At 69.9% G+C, this 16040-nt stretch carries 14 protein-coding genes; 7 read left to right on the top strand and 7 right to left on the bottom strand.

All coding sequences use genetic code 11. The annotated features are described in order from the left end of the window. Nucleotides 1-34 precede the first annotated feature (34 nt). The 3 genes from K9S39_RS31860 to K9S39_RS31850 form a co-directional block, all read right to left on the bottom strand. Complete coding sequence (locus K9S39_RS31860; RefSeq protein ID WP_248866790.1) at nt 35-1201, bottom strand: WXG100-like domain-containing protein; 1167 nt, start codon at nt 1199-1201, stop codon at nt 35-37. Nucleotides 1202-1221: 20 nt separating this feature from the next. Beyond that, nucleotides 1222-1641, bottom strand: coding sequence for a hypothetical protein (locus tag K9S39_RS31855; protein ID WP_248866789.1), 420 nt, complete (start codon nt 1639-1641; stop codon nt 1222-1224). 224 nt (nt 1642-1865) lie between these two features. Then, nucleotides 1866-2507, bottom strand: a complete 642-nt coding sequence (locus K9S39_RS31850) for a hypothetical protein (RefSeq protein ID WP_248866788.1) — start codon at nt 2505-2507, stop codon at nt 1866-1868. Nucleotides 2508-2736: 229 nt separating this feature from the next. Between K9S39_RS31850 and K9S39_RS31845 the strand changes: the two genes are divergently transcribed. Together K9S39_RS31845 and K9S39_RS31840 are read left to right on the top strand one after the other, a co-directional pair. Then, nucleotides 2737-3144, top strand: a complete 408-nt coding sequence (locus K9S39_RS31845) for a hypothetical protein (RefSeq protein ID WP_248866787.1) — start codon at nt 2737-2739, stop codon at nt 3142-3144. A 344-nt stretch (nt 3145-3488) separates the two neighbouring features. Continuing rightward, the gene (locus K9S39_RS31840; RefSeq protein WP_248866786.1) at nt 3489-4352 is read left to right on the top strand and encodes an Fpg/Nei family DNA glycosylase; all 864 of its coding nucleotides are present in this window, start codon (nt 3489-3491) and stop codon (nt 4350-4352) included. Between the two features lie 184 nt (nt 4353-4536). Here the strand turns inward: K9S39_RS31840 and K9S39_RS31835 are convergent, their stop codons facing one another. The 3 genes from K9S39_RS31835 to K9S39_RS31825 all read right to left on the bottom strand — a co-directional run bounded on the left by K9S39_RS31835 (nt 4537) and on the right by K9S39_RS31825 (nt 7905). Next, nucleotides 4537-6333, bottom strand: coding sequence for a choline/carnitine O-acyltransferase (locus K9S39_RS31835; RefSeq protein WP_248866785.1), 1797 nt, complete (start codon nt 6331-6333; stop codon nt 4537-4539). A gap of 259 nt (nt 6334-6592) precedes the next feature. Beyond that, nucleotides 6593-7462 (bottom strand): HalD/BesD family halogenase, encoded by an 870-nt coding sequence (locus K9S39_RS31830; protein ID WP_248866784.1) that lies wholly within the window; start codon nt 7460-7462, stop codon nt 6593-6595. A gap of 236 nt (nt 7463-7698) precedes the next feature. After that, nucleotides 7699-7905 carry a hypothetical protein gene (locus tag K9S39_RS31825; protein ID WP_248866783.1) on the bottom strand — a complete coding sequence of 69 codons (207 nt, stop codon included), beginning with the start codon at nt 7903-7905 and terminating at the stop codon, nt 7699-7701. A gap of 244 nt (nt 7906-8149) precedes the next feature. On the opposite strand from K9S39_RS31825, the gene K9S39_RS31820 reads away from it, so the two are divergent. Continuing rightward, nucleotides 8150-10165 (top strand): NADPH-dependent 2,4-dienoyl-CoA reductase, encoded by a 2016-nt coding sequence (locus tag K9S39_RS31820; RefSeq protein WP_248866782.1) that lies wholly within the window; start codon nt 8150-8152, stop codon nt 10163-10165. Nucleotides 10166-10341: 176 nt separating this feature from the next. Continuing rightward, a complete protein-coding gene (locus tag K9S39_RS31815) occupies nt 10342-10905 on the top strand; it encodes a PadR family transcriptional regulator (RefSeq protein ID WP_248866781.1) in 564 nt (187 codons plus the stop codon). A 125-nt stretch (nt 10906-11030) separates the two neighbouring features. On the opposite strand, the gene K9S39_RS31810 is transcribed toward K9S39_RS31815, so the two are convergent. Further along, nucleotides 11031-11303 carry a hypothetical protein gene (locus tag K9S39_RS31810; protein WP_248866780.1) on the bottom strand — a complete coding sequence of 91 codons (273 nt, stop codon included), beginning with the start codon at nt 11301-11303 and terminating at the stop codon, nt 11031-11033. 613 nt (nt 11304-11916) lie between these two features. On the opposite strand from K9S39_RS31810, the gene K9S39_RS31805 reads away from it, so the two are divergent. The 3 genes from K9S39_RS31805 to glnII all read left to right on the top strand — a co-directional run bounded on the left by K9S39_RS31805 (nt 11917) and on the right by glnII (nt 15927). After that, complete coding sequence (locus K9S39_RS31805) at nt 11917-13425, top strand: hypothetical protein (protein WP_248866779.1); 1509 nt, start codon at nt 11917-11919, stop codon at nt 13423-13425. A 73-nt stretch (nt 13426-13498) separates the two neighbouring features. Then, nucleotides 13499-14638 carry an ARPP-2 domain-containing protein gene (locus K9S39_RS31800; RefSeq protein ID WP_248866778.1) on the top strand — a complete coding sequence of 380 codons (1140 nt, stop codon included), beginning with the start codon at nt 13499-13501 and terminating at the stop codon, nt 14636-14638. A gap of 266 nt (nt 14639-14904) precedes the next feature. Then, nucleotides 14905-15927 carry a glutamine synthetase gene (gene glnII / locus K9S39_RS31795; protein ID WP_248866777.1) on the top strand — a complete coding sequence of 341 codons (1023 nt, stop codon included), beginning with the start codon at nt 14905-14907 and terminating at the stop codon, nt 15925-15927. Nucleotides 15928-16040: the final 113 nt, after the last annotated feature.

Genomic DNA, 16040 nt, shown 5'->3' with positions numbered 1-16040 from the left:
TGGAATCCGTCACCAACCTCCGTGGACGGAACACCTAGACCGCCTGGTGGTCGTACGCACCGCCCGGCAGGGGGAAGGACTTCACGGAGTCGAGCTGCCCGTCGACGGCGTTGCCCGCGACGCCGAAGGCGGCGTTGATCACGGCGTACCCGACGGTGAACATGTTGATGATGTCGGCCCACTTGTCGAGCATGATGACCACCTTCGCCGCCACCGCGGCCGCCCCCACACCCGACAGGATGAGGCCGACACCGGTGGACGCCGCAGCCACGGCGGCCGACATCTCGATCTGCGCCATGATGGCCAGGTCGAAGATCATGATCATGGCGGCCTTGACGCCTTCCGCCAGCTCGGCGATGTGGGTGGCGACTTCCTTGTACGATTCCTGGAGCGTCTCGTAGCTGGAGGTCGCATCGCTCAGCTTCTGGGCCAGGGTGTTGAAGTACTCCCAGGCAGTTTCGGCGGCATTGCCCTCCCAGGTCCTGCTGAGGAGGTTGTTCCCGGACGAGACGTTGTCCCCGACCGCGGTGAAGAACTGGCCGAGGCGTCCCCAGGTGTCGGCGGCGGTCTCATAGGCCCCCCAGTCGCCGGCGAACTTCTTCGCGACTTCGCCGAAGACGTCGATGTTCAGGAAGAACTTCACGGCCTCGTTGACCAACGTGGTGGGGCTGACCAGATCGAGGGCGGTGCCCAGTATGGTGAGGGCGTTGCCCTCCCCGATGGCCTTGGCACGGTCGCCGATGAGTCCGTCCTTGCGCTCCTGGATCTGGCGGCCCAGGTACTCCGAGAAGCTCTCGCTGGTGTCCAGTGCTGCCGCGGCGTCGCTCTGGTCCTTGAAGGTGCCGTCGCCCACGTCGGAGGCTGCGCCCTTGGTGGGTCCCCTGCCGCCCTTGTAGATGCCGTCGACCTTTTCCGCCTGCTCCTGGTCGGTCTGCTCGTAGTACTTGGCGGATCGTTTCAGCTCGGCGGCGGACGCCCTCAGGGCGTTCTCGAATGCCTTCAGGGCCCGCTGCGCCTTGTCCACAGTCGGCTCATGGTTACCGACCACGAGCTGCCACAGCTCGCCGGGGACATCGCCGCTGCCGACGCCCAGCTCAGAGTTGTCCCTCAGGAACTTCTGGGCTGCCGCCATGTTCTCTTCCGCACGACCGATCATGCCGCCGTAGGCGGAGATGTCGCCGGGCTGTACACGGAAACTCATAACTTTCCCCCGATTTTTTACTAGTAGGCAGACCAGCCGCTGCCGTTGTGCCGTGCTGCCTTGTGCCCCGCTCCGGGGTTGTTGCGCTGCTGCGCCTCGCGGCGCTCGTCGTCGATCTCTCGCTGCTGCTCCTGCATATAGCGCTCACCCTCAGTGGCGAGGTTGTGGCGCTCCTTCTCGGGCAGCTGCTCCCACTCCCGCATGAAGTGCTGGGAATTCTCCGTGATCGCCTCGCTGTAGGCGGAGACGTTCACGGCGTCGCGGAGGCCGATACGGCCGGAGAGGACTTCCTTCGCCATCTCCTGCAGGGCCTCCCCGGCACCCCCACCCGCAAGCTGTTCAAGAGCCTTCCGGAGCACGCGGGCCTGAGCCGGATCCTTGGCGATCTCCATGAACTCGGAGTCGTCGACCTGTCGCGAGGGCTCGCGCTCATCTGACACGTGACTACCTTTTCTTCGTGTTCTTCGTGGCGGTGCGGTTGCGTCTGTGTCCGGTGAGCATCCGGCGTCGCTCCGGTCGCCACCACGCGCAGTGGTCGTATCAGACGTATCCATGGGCATACGGACCGCCCGGATCCTATCCCGGTTCCTGCAGCCCCCTTCGACGCGCTGCTGTCACGGAACCGTCACAGACGTGTGGGGAGTTGGGGACCTGACCGGACACATCAGTTCCCATGACCGCCGGTGCGTGCCCGGTGGCCCTCGACGTCGGGCCGGCCGATGTGGCCGAACCCGACCTCGGCCTCACCGAGCCACAGCTGCGGGACGCAGCGCTGGAATGCCTCCGCGACCTGGGGATGGGTACCGCGCATGAGCCGGATGCGGTAGCGCAACCGCGGCAGCGACGGGTCCAGCGGCTCCTCGTCGCGTACGAAGGGCCACAGAACCGGATCATCGCGGTCGATCGGCCGGTTCGGGCACAGCTCCAGGGAGTACACCCGCCCGGCACGCCCCAGAGAGCTGGAGTAGAGCCCGGCCCCGGCGAGCGCGTCCCAGGGGATGACCTGCTCGGCAGTCCCGTCGTGGTACCAGACGCCGGTCCGGTCGAGGCTCAGTCTCTGGTCGCGCCGCTTCCGGACCCGGACGAACGCGAAGATGCCGATGCCCACGAAGAGCAGAACGAGGAGACCCGCCTGAATCGCGCGCACGAGCACAGGCTCTCTGCCGGCCATGATGCCGACCACCCCGTTGAGGACGAGGAGGCCGATCACGCCCGCGACAGCGGCCGCGTTGCGCTGCAGGCGACGCCCCATGCGGATGACTGCGGCGTCCGGTGCGGGCGACGGGGTGGGCGTGCTGGCAGTCATGGGCGACATCGTAGTGACCGCTGTATCGGCCGCCCGCGGCCGGGGCGCCTCGGTGGCCCGGGGCCCGACCCGGGACCTCAACCGTCAAGTACGCGGTCGATCAGGGCGCGAAGGTCGTCAACCGCCCTCCGGCAGAGCCGTGTGCCCGGTTGGCTAGGCTCGGCCGAGCACCTGTGGGCCGCGCAGACTGACACCGGCCGCACGGCCGACGAGTGGGGGCAGGAACAGCATGGGATCCCAGGAGCCGGGTGCCGCCCCGGATCGTGACCCGAACCGTGAGCCGCATCGCGAGCCGGGCAACGCCCCTGTGCCGGCGGCCGAGCTGCGGGCCAGGTTCCAGGAGCGCAGTGACGCGGCGGTCGCGAGTGGCGGCCGTACGTCGCCGGAGTCGGCGCGGCGGGGCCACGCACGGATCGCCCTGGTCGTCGCCGCGGCCTGTCTGGTGATCACCGGGCTGCGGCTCTTGAGCGGCGCCGGGCTCGGTGCCTGGATGGCCATCTACCTCGGCGCCGCCGCCCTCGGCGCCCTCGGCAGCGTACTGGCGAGGAACGGTCGTACGCGGTGCGCCGCGGCGGCTATCGCGGCCGGAGTGGTGATCGCAGCGGCCGAGAGCCGGGCCACCGAGCTGCTCGACTGAGCCCGCAGGCCGATACCCCACCCGTGAGTCCGGCCGGTGGGCCTGTTCGACCGGGGAGACCGGCGTGGTGACGCCCTCGGCACGGGCGTCGTTGCCATTGGCCGGACGTGCACCCGTTGTGCACCGGTCAACTTCAGCAAGGCGCATTCGTGCTGGTCATGGGTCTTCCACAGCTCTACTTCGACACCTAGGAGCACGCTCGACGGCCGTCCTGAGGCCGTCTCCCCCACTGCGGGAGACGGCCTCAGTCGTTTCCCGGCCGGGTGTCGGGGGCCGGTGAGAACCCGGTGAGGTCCTGGTGAGGTCCCGGGGGCGGGGCAATGGTGGTGGGGCAGACTGGGGGTATGCCTGAAATGCCGGAGGTGGAGGCGGTCGGTCGGTTTCTCCGGGAGCGGCTGGTGGGCCGGACCGTTGCGGGGATGTGCGTGGTTTCCGTGGCGGCGTTGAAGACGTATGAGCCGCCGGTTACCGCGTTCGAGGGCCGGGTGTTCGGCGGGGTGGCGCGGCGCGGGAAGTTCCTCGATCTGTGGGCCGGGGACCTGCATCTGATGATGCACCTGGCCAGGGCGGGCTGGGTGCGCTGGAGCGACCGGCTGCCGGACGTGCCGCCGCGGCCGGGGAAGGGGCCGTTGGCGCTCCGGGTGCGGCTGGCGCCCGATGGCGCGGGGTTCGATGTCACCGAGGCGGGCAGCCGGAAGCACCTCGCGTTGTACGTCGTCAGGGATCCGCAGGAGGTTCCCGGGGTGGCTCGGCTCGGGGTCGATCCGCTGTCCGGCTCCTTTACGCAGGCGGACTTGGCCGGGATGTTGCGGGGGCAGCGCCGGCAGATCAAGGGCGTGCTGCGGGACCAGAGTGTGCTGGCGGGGATCGGGAACGCGTACTCGGACGAGATCCTGCACGCGGCCCGTATGTCACCGTTCAAGCCGGCGGCCGGGATGTCCGAGGACGAGGTGGCGCGGCTCCATGAGGCGATCGGTACGACGCTGCATGAGGCGGTGGCCTCGTTGCGCGGGCTGGATCTGGGGGAGATCAAGGCCGGGAAGAAGGGCGGGATGCGGGTGCACGGGAGGACAGGGGAGCCCTGTCCGGTCTGTGGGGACACGATCCGTGAAGTGTCCTTCAGCGATTCGGCGTTGCAGTACTGCCCCACCTGCCAGACCGGTGGCCGGGTTCTCGCGGACCGGCGGATGTCCAGGTTGTTGAAGTAGTCGGCGCCGGGAGTCAAGTCAGCCCAGGAGCCGGTCGGTAGTCGGCTGGGAGCCGGTCGGTAATCGGTGGGTAATCGGTCGGTAGTTGGTTGGTGGGTGGCGGTAGTCGGGCAATCGTCCGACGTCGATCGGGCCGCCGCGGCGGCGGACCGGGCCCGTGTGGTGGCGGGCCCGGTCCGTGTGGTCAGGCCGGGGTGCGGTCCGAGGCCAGGAGGACGCGTAGTTCGTGTACCGACCTGCGGAGGTGGTCGGCGAAGGTGTGCATTGGGGCCGCTACCGGGAGGGGGGTGCTCAGGTAGATGTTGAAGCATTCCGGGAGGAGGACGTAGGCGACGCCGATGCAGCGGCTGCTGGTGGAGCCGAAGCCGAAGTACTGGATGTTGGCGGACGGGGCGGAGCTGGTGCTCAGGTAGTCGTCACGCATGGTGAGCCAGCCCGGCGTGCGGTAGAGGGCCGGCTGTTCGGTGACGCCGAGTTCGGTTCCGCGGCGGCGCTGGATGAGTTCCAGTTCCCAGAGGTGTTGTTCGGGGGCGTCGCCGGCCTGGCATTCCTTGGCGCGGGTGACATGTGCTTCGGCGGCGGTGCGGAAGGCGGCGCGGCGGGCGTCCGGGTCGGTGGCCGGGTCCTGCATGGCCGCCACGAATGCCTGGATTTCCGGGGTGACGACGCGCATGGCCTCGGTACGGCCGCGGCGCCACTGGCGGGTGGCGATGGATTCGTAGGTGGCGCCCAGGTGGCCCTTGGCGCGCTGGTGGGCGAGCTGGTAGGCGAGCTGGACGAACGCGTCCGGGGAGACGCCGAGTGCCTTGGCGGTGTTGGCGCCGAAGTCGTCGAAGGCGACGGTGCGGGTGGCCGTGTGCGCCCCGTACTCCTCGAACGAGTGGGCGGCGGAGCGCGCTTGGGACCGCAGGGCGTCGTCCAGGGTGAAGGTGAGGGGCGCCAGGGCGGGCAGGCCCAGGGAGCGGGCGCCGGACTGGCGGGAGTGCTCCTCCGGTTCGGTGCCGAGCAGGGTGTCGACGAAGCTGAGGATGGTGGTGCCGTCCAGTTCGCAGTGCTCGACGTTGATGCCCGCGCGGCCGTCGGCGAAGACGATCAGGGACACGGCCTTGTCGAACCAGCGGTTGCCGCGGTCGCCGTAGAGGAGTTCGTCGCATGCCTCCTGGGTGTCCGCGGGAGCGAAGTCCTCCAGGCAGACACAGAACAGGGCGGTTTCGATGTCGTCGAGCGTGGTGCGGTTGCGGGGGTGGGCGGCGAGGAGGGACTGGCGGGCGGCTGCCCACTCCGCGCGGGCCATGGTGGTGAGGTGGCTTACCGAGGGGGCGGAGTCGGCGTCGGTGTCTGTGGCGGCGTCGGTGTCGCCCTGCTCGGTGCCGGATCTGATGACGGCGCGCAGGCCCGCTGCCAGGTCGTCCAGGCTGTGCGGCACACCGTCCGTGCTCAGTACGTCCAGCTTGTGCATGCCGCCGCGGAAGAAGACGACGATGTGGCGGGCGTCGGACGGTCCGGGGTGCTCGGTGGAGTACGGGGCGCGGACGGTGTCCTGTTCCGGCCCGGGAATTCGGGTGGTGGAGAAGAGGTACTTGTTCTGCTCCATGGTGTGCGGCCGGCCGCGCTGCACCACGGGCGGGATCAGCTCCTGGTCGAGCAGGCGCTTGTAGTTGAGCGCGCCGGCGATGAGCCCCGCCGCCCGTTCCACCTGGGGCCGGCTGGAGTCCTGGAAGAGGAAGAAGAAATTGGCGTTGAGTGCGATCCGGTCCCGGCGGCCCAGGTAGCGGTACGGCCAGAAGGTGTCGAGCCAGCTGTGCACGCCCTCGGTGGCGTTGTACTCCTCCAGCGCCGCCTGGAGCACCCGGCCGGGGCCGTCGGGCCGCAGGAAGGCGGCCACTTCCGCCTCCGTGGCCGCCCGCTCGTCGGCGGTCAGCAGCGGTGCGCACCAGGCGAGGAACCGCTCACAGCTCGCCTCCAGGGTGGGCAGTGGCACGCGCGGGAGGGTGTTCTCGTTCGCGAAGGTGGATGGGGTGGGGAGAGTGGGGGGTGTGTTGGGAGTGAGAGTGGGGGCTTTTGCCTGGTTGGTGTGCACGTGCGGGTGCGGGTGCGGATGCGCGTTCAAGTTGTGGCTCGATTCGGGTGGGTGGGATGGGGATGGGGATGGGGATGGGGATGGGGATGGGGGTGGGTGAAGGTGCGGGATGGGGCGGGGCGGCGTGGTGGGGCTTGGGGGCGTCTTGCCAGGGTGGTGGTCAGTCCAGTAGTTGATCGCCTCGTACGGACCGGCCCTCGGCCGCCAGGTGTTCGGGGCGGACGCGGCCGAACAGCTGCCGGGTCCGGGCCACGCTGCCGATGACGCCCGGACGCTCGCTGTAGGCGAATATCGCGGAGTGGCGTGCGGCTTCGCCCTGTACGGGGCTCACCCGGTGCAGCGAGTAACGGCCTTTGAAGAGCTGCAGGTCACCGGGGCGGAGCGGGAGACGTCGCACCAGGTGGCCGCCTCGGCCGTCGAGGACGTCCCGTACGTCGGCGAAGTTCTCGTTGTGGGCCGACCGGATGTTGGGGCAGTACTCGAAGTCGCCGCCGCCCCGCGGCTCCTGGGTCAGCATGCTCACGGTGAACTCGTTGGTGTCGAAGTGCCAGGGGTGCTCCTTGCCCGGCTCGACGACGTTGAGGACCAGCCCGGAGAGCGGGTCCGCCAGTTCGTACAGCTGCGGCAGCTGGAAGCAGCTCGCGATGAAGCGTTGGAACGCCTCGGACGAATAGAGCTGGCTGATGAGGGAGTTCGTGGGGATACGGTCCCTCGCGACGAACGCGTTGCCCCGCTCGAAGGCCAGCCGGCCGGGGTGGTCCTGGGGCAGGGCCGAGTCCACCGCGATGTTGTAGACGTTGACGGTCTCCACGTCGAAGTGCGCGCGGGGGGCGATCGCCGAGCACTCCTGCCGCAGGACATCGCGGAGTGACGGGCGGATGAAGTCCGGGAGGACGGTGCAGCCGAGCGTCGACAGTTCGCGCCGGACGCGGGAGACCACGGCCTGTCCCTCGGCGCTGTCGGGCTCCGACAGCGGATACCGGTCCGTGTCCACCACGTGATCAAGCGTCAGGGCTTCCAGAGTGCTCATTCGATCCTCTCCACGTACCGGTTCGCATACAGGGCTGACCGGCGGTAACTCGCATGACAAGGACTGCAGTTGAAGCTCCCATAGCGCTGCCGTAGTTGTCTGTGATACGTCACACCCATCAACACCCCCGCTGCGCTGCATAATCGCGCTACGGACGGGTCAAGCGCCGGACGGTGCGGCCACCGGTCACCGGTTCGGGGAAGCCGGGGCGGCCTCGCCGGCCCCGCCGAGTCCGCTCACCGCGGCCGGCGGGCCGTGGCCCTCCCGGACGACACGGACGCGAGGGCGCTCAGGCGGGTCGGTTCCGCCGCGCGGCCGGTGAGCGGGACGGGCGGCGGAAGCCGCCAGAGCACCCGGCGCGGGGCAGGCGGTTCGGTGCGGATGCGGATCTCTCCGTGGACGGTCCCGGCCTCCACGCCGGGAGCGTGCAGGACCCCGCTCATGTCGTTGTCGTCGTGGCCGTTCCGCTTGCACCCCGCAACCGCCCCCTTACCTTCTGTGACTGGTCAACTCCTGAAGCGGAGTATTTCCGCACAGGCACTCGACAATCGCGAATCCCGGGCGCGTCCGCGACCGGGCGATGTGAGCTTCGTCGCGACGGAACGGCGATCTTTTGCAACTTGTTGCATAACTGCTCCGGGTGGTCTAGAACCATGCCTGACGACCGCTGCGCGAGGAGGCCCCCGGATGAGCCCGTACCCGCACCTGATGAGCCCGCTCGATCTGGGCTTCACCACGCTGCCGAACCGTGTACTCATGGGGTCCATGCACATCGGGCTGGAGGAGGCCGAGAACGGTTTCGCCCGGATGGCCGCCTTCTACGCCGCCCGCGCCCGGGGCGGCGTCGGTCTGATGATCACCGGCGGCATCTCGCCGAACGAGGCGGGCCGGCCGTACGAGGGCGGCGCCAAGCTGACCACCGAGGCGGAGGCGGCGCAGCACCGCACCGTGACCGACGCGGTGCATGCCGCGGGCGGCCGGATCGCGATGCAGGTCCTGCACTTCGGACGGTACGCGTATCACGACGCGCTGGTCGCGCCGAGTGCGATCCAGGCGCCGATCAGCCCCTTCACCCCGCACGCGCTCACCGACGACGAGGTCGAGCAGACCATCGAGGACTATGTACGGGCGGCGGAGCTGGCCCGGTCCGCCGGGTACGACGGTGTCGAGATCATGGGCTCCGAGGGGTACTTGATCAATGAGTTCATCGCCGGTGCGACCAATCACCGTACGGACCGGTGGGGCGGTGCGTACGAGAACCGGGTGCGGTTCCCGCTGGAGATCGTGCGGCGTACCCGGGAGCGGGTGGGCGCGGACTTCATTCTGATCTACCGGCTGTCGATGCTGGATCTGGTGCCGGGCGGTTCATCGCTGGCGGAGGTCATCGCACTGGCCAAGGAGATCGAGGCGGCGGGCGCGACGATCATCAACACCGGCATCGGCTGGCACGAGGCGCGGATCCCGACCATCGTGACGTCGGTGCCGCGCGGCGCGTACACCTGGGTGACGAAGAGGCTGATGGGGTCGGTCGGCATCCCCCTGGTGACCAGCAATCGGATCAACACCCCCGACGTGGCCGAGGAGTTGCTCGCCGACGGGCGCGCCGACATGGTGTCACTGGCCCGTCCCTTCCTCGCCGATCCCGACTTCGTCGGCAAGGCGAAGGACGGCCGGGCCGACGAGATCAACACCTGCATCGGCTGCAACCAGGCATGCCTCGACCACACCTTCAGCGGCAAGATCACCTCCTGTCTGGTCAATCCCCGCGCCTGCCACGAGACCGAACTGGTCCTCTCCCCCACCCGGCTGCGCAAGCGGCTGGCCGTGGTCGGCGCCGGGCCCGCCGGGCTCGCCTGCGCCGTGACGGCCGCCGAACGCGGCCATGACGTCACGCTGTTCGACGCCGCGCACGAGATCGGCGGCCAGCTGAACATCGCCAAGCGGGTGCCGGGCAAGGAGGAGTTCGACGAGACACTGCGCTACTTCCGCACCCAGCTCGCGCTGCACGGCGTGGAGGTACGGCTGAACACCGCCGTCACGGCCGGTGACCTCGACACGTACGACGAGATCGTCGTCGCCACCGGGGTCACGCCGCGCACCCCGGAGATCGAGGGCGTCGACCACCCGAGCGTCGTCAGCTACCTCGATGTACTACGGGACGGCGCGCCGGTCGGCGAACGCGTCGCGATCATCGGAGCGGGCGGTATCGGCTTCGATGTCGCCGAGTTCCTGACCGATGCCGGTGACGCGGCGAGCCAGGATCCGGAGACGTACTTCCGCACCTGGGGCGTCGACACGACCTACGGCGAGCGCGGCGGACTGCGCGCGCCCGAGCGCCCCACCCCGCCCCGGCAGGTGCATCTGCTCCAGCGCAAGACCTCGAAGGTCGGTGCCGGGCTGGGCAAGACCACCGGGTGGGTCCACCGTACGGAGCTCAGGCACCGGGGAGTGACGATGGTTGCGGGCGCGACGTACGAGCGTATCGACGACGAGGGGCTGCATCTCACGATCGACAGTGCGGCGAGGACGCTGCCCGTGGACACGGTCGTGCTGTGCACCGGGCAGGAGCCGCGCCGGGAGCTGTACGAGGCGCTGCGCGCCGAGGGGCGGGCCGTGCACCTGATCGGGGGTGCGGACGTGGCGGCGGAGCTGGACGCCAAGCGCGCCATCCAGCAGGGGACGGAGCTGGCGGCGGGGCTGTGAGGCGGCGCCGCGGCGGGCGGGCGGCCCGCCACGGCCGGTGACGGGACCGGCGGCCGCCGTGACCGGATGGCCCACGGAGGTGGCCGGACGGCCCGGGTGACAGGGACCAGAAGGCCCGCCGCAGTGGCCGGATGACCCGCCGCGGGCCGGTGACGGCCAGACCCTAGGATTCCCCCATGTCCCTGCCGCACGCCATCCTCACCGCCCTCCTGGAGAAGCCGTCGTCGGGGCTGGAGCTGACGCGCAGATTCGACCGGTCGATCGGCTACTTCTGGTCCGCCACACATCAGCAGATCTATCGCGAGCTGGGAAAACTGGAGCAGGCCGGGTACATCCGGGCCCTGCCCAGCGAGCAGCCGGCCCGCGGGCAGAAGAAGGAGTTCGAGGTACTGCCCGCAGGGCGCGCGGAACTGACGCAGTGGGCGTCGGGGAAGCAGGACCCCAAGCCCCTGCGCGATGCGCTGCTGCTGCGGCTGCGCGCGGCAGCGGTGGTCGGGTGCGCGGGGCTCGATGACGAACTGCGGCGCCATCTCGCCCTGCACGAGCGGCAGTTGGCCGAGTACACCGAGATCGAGCACCGCGACTTCGCGTCCGCGACCTCGCCCGATGACCGGCTACGGCGGCTGGTGCTGCGGGCCGGGATCAGCCTGGAGACGTTCTGGGTGGAGTGGCTCCGGGAGGCGCTCGCGGAGGTGGCGGAGATCGATGGGGCGGGGACGCGCTCCAATGAGGCGCGGTGAGATGGCCGGCTCCGGGGGCCCCGGAGCCGGCCGTCGCCGTGGGACATACGGCCGCCGTATGACGTGCGGCCCACGGCTTACCCCTTACGCCTTACCCCTTGCAGCTCAGTCTTCCTGATGTCCCGTCAGCAGTTGTCGTAGAGGAGGGCTCGGACGAGGCGGCAGGTGGTGTCGGAGGGGACATGCACCCCTATCGCGGAAGCGGTGGCGCGGATCCTACGGTTGTTGGCCTGCTCGGGGCGGTAGCAGCCGGTGTCGAGCAGGGCTATGGCCAGGCGCATGGCCTTCAGCCGGCGGTTGTGGGATTCGTACCGCTCACGCGGCCATCCAGCGGGCAGCGGCTTCTTGGGCAGCGGGTGGGTCGGGAGAGGTTTCGTCATGAGTGTGGCAGCGGCCATCAACAACCTCCTGTAGCAACGGTGAACCCTCACTGACTGGTCCCAATTTTAGTGGGGACCACTGACAATCCCCGCTGCTCAACGTCGTCCGCTGCGCTTTGCCTGGGCCCACTTGGGTCTCCGCTGCGCTTGCCCGGGGCCGGCCGGCTTGCTCGTCGTTGTCGACCATCCGGCCGTGGGGGTTCGTCTGCGGTGGGGCCTGAGCCGACGCCCTTGGCTGTCCCACCGTGGGAGTTGTTCGCCGTTGCTCCCCCCGCTGCCTGAACGGCGTGGGAGGTACCCCCACTGGATTTCTCCCACACTCCTCGGGAGGTGCCGGACCGCAGGACGGAGTCCGGAGGTCCGGCACCGCTGCCGAACAGCCCCGCGCAGCGGCAACAGCCCACCGCAGGTGCAACGGCGGGACAGCCAAAATCGTGGGGCTCAAGCCCGCCGCAGGCGACCCCCACGGCGGGGAAGCCACAAACGGCAAGATCCAGATCGGCCCAGGCAATAGAATCCCTCGCGCCGGCCGCGGGACTCCGGCGCGACTTCCGGACCTGCTCTGCAAAGCAACGATTCGCTGTTCGTGCCTTCATTCCCCGGCCGGCGACCGACTACGGGGGAGGACGGCGTGGAGAGCCACGCGAAGCGAATCGAGGGGCGCCACGCGGAGCTGATCGCGGCCGAGGACGTGCTGCTGTTCGTGCACGCCGCGATCACCTCCACCGGCCAGCGCGAATTCCGTTCCGGCGAGGCCGAGCAGCGGATGTCGCTGGACTTCCTGCACGAGTACGTACGCGTCAACTACCGCCCCCTGTACGCCGCTTCGCTCGCACTCGACATCAACGACCACAACGCGGCGCTGATCGTGCGGCGGCTCCTGGAGACGGCGGGCGAGGTGACGGCGGAGGAGCGGCGTACCGAGGGGCGGCTGATCGCGGCCCGGCTGGCGCGGCTCCCGGCGCCGCGCGTGTACCGCCTGTTCCGGGCGCTGCGGACCGCCAAGGTCAACAACCGCCGCACCCGCGCGATCATGCGCGACTGGCTCGCCGCGCGGCCGGATCCCGCGCTCGACGCCGTGAAGTACCGTTCCGGCCTCAAGTGCGCGGCACGTCATGCGCATCTGCCCCTGGGGCACCGTGGCGAGGCCGATGGCGATGTTGGTGGCGAGCTCGCCACGGAGCTCGGTGATTTCCTCTTCGCGCCGCGCCGCCGCAAGCGCTTCGCCACCCCGCTGCTGGACGCCTGGCGCCGGGCGCACTACGAGCAGGGCGCCGTGTACGAGCTGCCGTTCACCGTCGCCGAGGGGTTCGCGGCGGCGCACGGCATCGGCCGACGTGCCTTCCTGGAGAACATCGCGCCGCGGATGACCCGCCTGGAGCGGCTGCGGGCGCAGGAGTCGGCCCGTACGCTCGGCGCCGATACCGCGGCCGCCGACCTCACCCGGATGCCACTGACTCGTCTCGCCTCGTATGTCCTCGGGCTGTCCCTCGACGACCGGGCCGCGCGCCGCGCCGAGCTGACCGCCGCGCTGCGGGCCGCGGCACGGCGTGCGGCGGGCGCGCAGGCCGGGACGTGGGGCCGGGTGGCGGCCGTCCTGGACGACAGCTTCTCCACCACCGGTTCGCGACAGAAACGGCGCCGTCCGCTGGCGGTCGCGCTGGCCTGCCACTTTCTGCTGGAGGCGCTGGCCGGGGCGTATGTGCCGCTGTGGACGTCGGGGCGGCAGGATGCGCTGCTGGCCCACCCCTACGGGCCGACACCGCTGGGGATGCGGCTGCTGGACGCGCTGGAGTGCGCGCCCGAGCGGCTGGTGATCGTCTCGGACGGCTGGGACAACGCTCCGCCGGGGATGGCCGGCGAGGTGCTGCGGGCCTGGCGCACCAGGATCGACCGGGAGGGCCGTACTTCCGTCGTACACCTCAACCCGGTGTATGACGCGGAGGACTTTGCTGTGCGGCGGCTGTCGGCCTCGGTGCCGACGGCGGGGGTGCGGATGGCCGAGGATCTCCCGGCGCTGGCGCAGCTCGCGCGGTTCGCGGAGGGCCGTACGGGGCTGGCGGAGTTGCGGGCCCATCTGGACGACCGGGTACGGCGGTTCCTGGAGGACGTCCCGGACGGGGCGGGTGGTGCGGCATGAGCGGGCGTAGTGAGGGAGCCATTGAGGGGTGCTCGCTGGGCGCGTGCGAGGGCGAGCGGAGCGAGGTCTCGGCATGAGCAGGCTGGATCTGAGCGGGCTGAGCGTCCGTCCGGCGCAGGTGTGGGGTGGCGTCCGCCTCGTCCCGCTGGTGCGCGCGGAGCCGATCACCGATCTGCGGCTGCATCGCGAGGTGTACGCGGATGACGAGAGCTGTGGCAGTGGCCCTTCGACCGTCGCGGCAGACCGGCACACCTCGTATATCCCGCACGGTTTTGTGGCGAACTGGACGGGTGACGGCTCGCCCGCCGCCTCGTACGGCTCGCAGTTGAGCGATGAGCGCGGTCCGGTGGCGTGCGCGCCGCTGCACCTCCCGCGCAAGATGGTCCAGCGGCGGCCGAAGGCCCGGACCTCCGACGGCGGGCGGTCGGGGCTGCGGTTCCTGCCGCTGCACCTCGCTCTGGACGGCTATCTGGCGCTGCACTTCGGCGGCCCGTCGGTCGTGTGGGAGGAGTGGACCAGGCGTGCCGTGCGCGAGGGCCTCTCGCCCCGCGCCGAGACGGCGTACCGGGGCGGCCAGGTGCGCGGGCTCGGCGACGCGCTGCGCATCTTCGAGATCCACCCCGGCCAGTGCGGGGTGCTGGTGTACGTCGCCGATGCCCTGGCCGCCGCGTTCGTGGTGCCGCATCCGGACGACTACCGGGCGCTGCACCCCTCCCTGCTCCACGACCTGTATGGCGAGTTGATGTACCAGTTCGCCCTGTACGGCGGGCCGGTGCCGGAGTTCACCGCGCGGATCTCGCCGGAGCACATCACCTCGCTCGCGGATCTGCGGTCCGCGGCCGAGCGGTGCCAACGGGAGTGGGAGCTACAGCACGACGGCCTGATGGCGGGCGCGCTGCTGGATGCCTCGTACGACGTACGGCAGGTGTACCGCATGGGGCGGTTCCGGCTGTCGCGTTTCCTGCCGCCGTTCGCGCTGCACCGTACCCAGCACATCGGCGAGACGATCACGGACGGGAGGGGACGGGTCGCCTACCTCAAGACGTTCCGGCTCTCCGACAAGCAGGTCCGGCGCGGCCATGTGCTGCACCGGCTCGCCGCACACGACTGGCATATCGGCGCCACCGCGGCGGCGATGGGCATCAGCGGCCAGGAGCTGATGCGACGGGTCCGCCATCTGGGATTCGAAGGGCTGCTGAGGGTACACCGCTGAGGGTGGTCGGTGGCGGTTGATGGTGGTTGATGGCCGTTGAGTGCGGCTGGCATGGTCGCGTTCCCCAGGGGGCCAAGAGGCCGGGCTGCTCAGGCGCCCCAGCGAGCATTTCCGCTCATTCCGGTGCGATTATGTACGGATCGCAAGCTTGTCCGACTGAGTAACCTGCGATTCACATACGGGCAACGGACGAGAAACGGCCGGTTGCGAGAGTGCGGCAGCACGTCCGCACACGTGCCCGCACCTACCCGTAGTAAGAGGACCCCGTGACCTTCAAGGCCGAGTACATCTGGATCGACGGCACCGAGCCGACCGCCAAGCTCCGCTCCAAGACCAAGATCCTTGCCGATGGGGCCGAGCTGCCCCGGTGGGGCTTCGACGGATCCAGCACCAACCAGGCCGAAGGCCACTCCTCGGACCTCGTCCTGGAGCCGGTCTTCAGCTGCCCCGACCCGATCCGTGGCGGCAATCACGTACTGGTGCTGTGCGAGGTCCTCAACACCGACCTCACGCCGCACTCCTCCAACACCCGTGCGCTGCTGCGTCCGGTGGCGGAGAAGTTCGCCGGCCAGGAGCCGCTCTTCGGCATCGAGCAGGAGTACACCTTCCTCAAGGGTGACCGCCCGCTCGGCTTCCCCGAGGGTGGTGGCTACCCCGCCCCGCAGGGCGGCTACTACTGCGGCGTGGGCGCCGGCGAGATCTTCGGCCGGGAGATCGTCGAGAAGCACCTCGACCTGTGTCTGGCGGCCGGCCTGGGCCTGTCCGGCATCAACGCCGAGGTCATGCCCGGCCAGTGGGAGTTCCAGGTCGGCGCGCTGTCGCCGCTGGAGGTCTCGGACCACATGTGGGTGGCGCGCTGGCTGCTGCACCGTACGGCGGAGGAGTTCGGCGTCTCCGCGTCGCTCGACGCCAAACCGGCCAAGGGCGACTGGAACGGCGCGGGCGCGCACACCAACTTCTCCACCCGGTCGATGCGCGAGGGCTACGACGCGATCATCACGGCCTGTGAGGCGCTGGGCGAGGGTGACAAGCCCCTGGAGCACGTGCGCCAGTACGGCACCGGCATCGAGGACCGGCTGACCGGCGCGCACGAGACCGCCCCATGGGACATGTTCTCCTACGGTGCCTCCGACCGTGGTGCCTCCGTGCGTATCCCCTGGCAGGTCGAGGTGGAGAAGAAGGGCTACATCGAGGACCGGCGGCCGAACGCCAATGTCGATCCGTACGTGGTCACCCGGCTGATCGTGGACACCTGCTGCACGGAGCTGGAGCGGCGCGGGCAGGTCTGAGCCGGCTGAGAGAGCGAGCATGCGTCGGAGACCGTGACGTGAGTCGAAGAGCATGAGTCGAAGAGCGTGAGTTGGGGCCGGGCCGTGTGGTCCGGCCCCTTCGCGTGCCCGGC

The sequence above is a fragment of the Streptomyces halobius genome (assembly GCF_023277745.1).
In the GTDB taxonomy this organism is placed as follows: Bacteria; Actinomycetota; Actinomycetes; order Streptomycetales; family Streptomycetaceae; genus Streptomyces; species Streptomyces halobius.
This window is presented reverse-complemented; position numbering and strand designations above follow the sequence as displayed.

Coding starts and splice junctions, on each gene's coding strand:
- K9S39_RS31840 (WP_248866786.1), top strand. CDS start 3,489: ATGCCTGAAATGCCGGAGGTGGAGGCGGTCGGTCGGTTTCTCCGGGAG.
- K9S39_RS31800 (WP_248866778.1), top strand. CDS start 13,499: ATGAGCAGGCTGGATCTGAGCGGGCTGAGCGTCCGTCCGGCGCAGGTG.
- K9S39_RS31815 (WP_248866781.1), top strand. CDS start 10,342: ATGTCCCTGCCGCACGCCATCCTCACCGCCCTCCTGGAGAAGCCGTCG.
- K9S39_RS31845 (WP_248866787.1), top strand. CDS start 2,737: ATGGGATCCCAGGAGCCGGGTGCCGCCCCGGATCGTGACCCGAACCGT.
- K9S39_RS31850 (WP_248866788.1), bottom strand. CDS start 2,507: ATGACTGCCAGCACGCCCACCCCGTCGCCCGCACCGGACGCCGCAGTC.
- K9S39_RS31860 (WP_248866790.1), bottom strand. CDS start 1,201: ATGAGTTTCCGTGTACAGCCCGGCGACATCTCCGCCTACGGCGGCATG.
- K9S39_RS31825 (WP_248866783.1), bottom strand. CDS start 7,905: ATGAGCGGGGTCCTGCACGCTCCCGGCGTGGAGGCCGGGACCGTCCAC.
- K9S39_RS31810 (WP_248866780.1), bottom strand. CDS start 11,303: ATGGCCGCTGCCACACTCATGACGAAACCTCTCCCGACCCACCCGCTG.
- K9S39_RS31830 (WP_248866784.1), bottom strand. CDS start 7,462: ATGAGCACTCTGGAAGCCCTGACGCTTGATCACGTGGTGGACACGGAC.
- K9S39_RS31820 (WP_248866782.1), top strand. CDS start 8,150: ATGAGCCCGTACCCGCACCTGATGAGCCCGCTCGATCTGGGCTTCACC.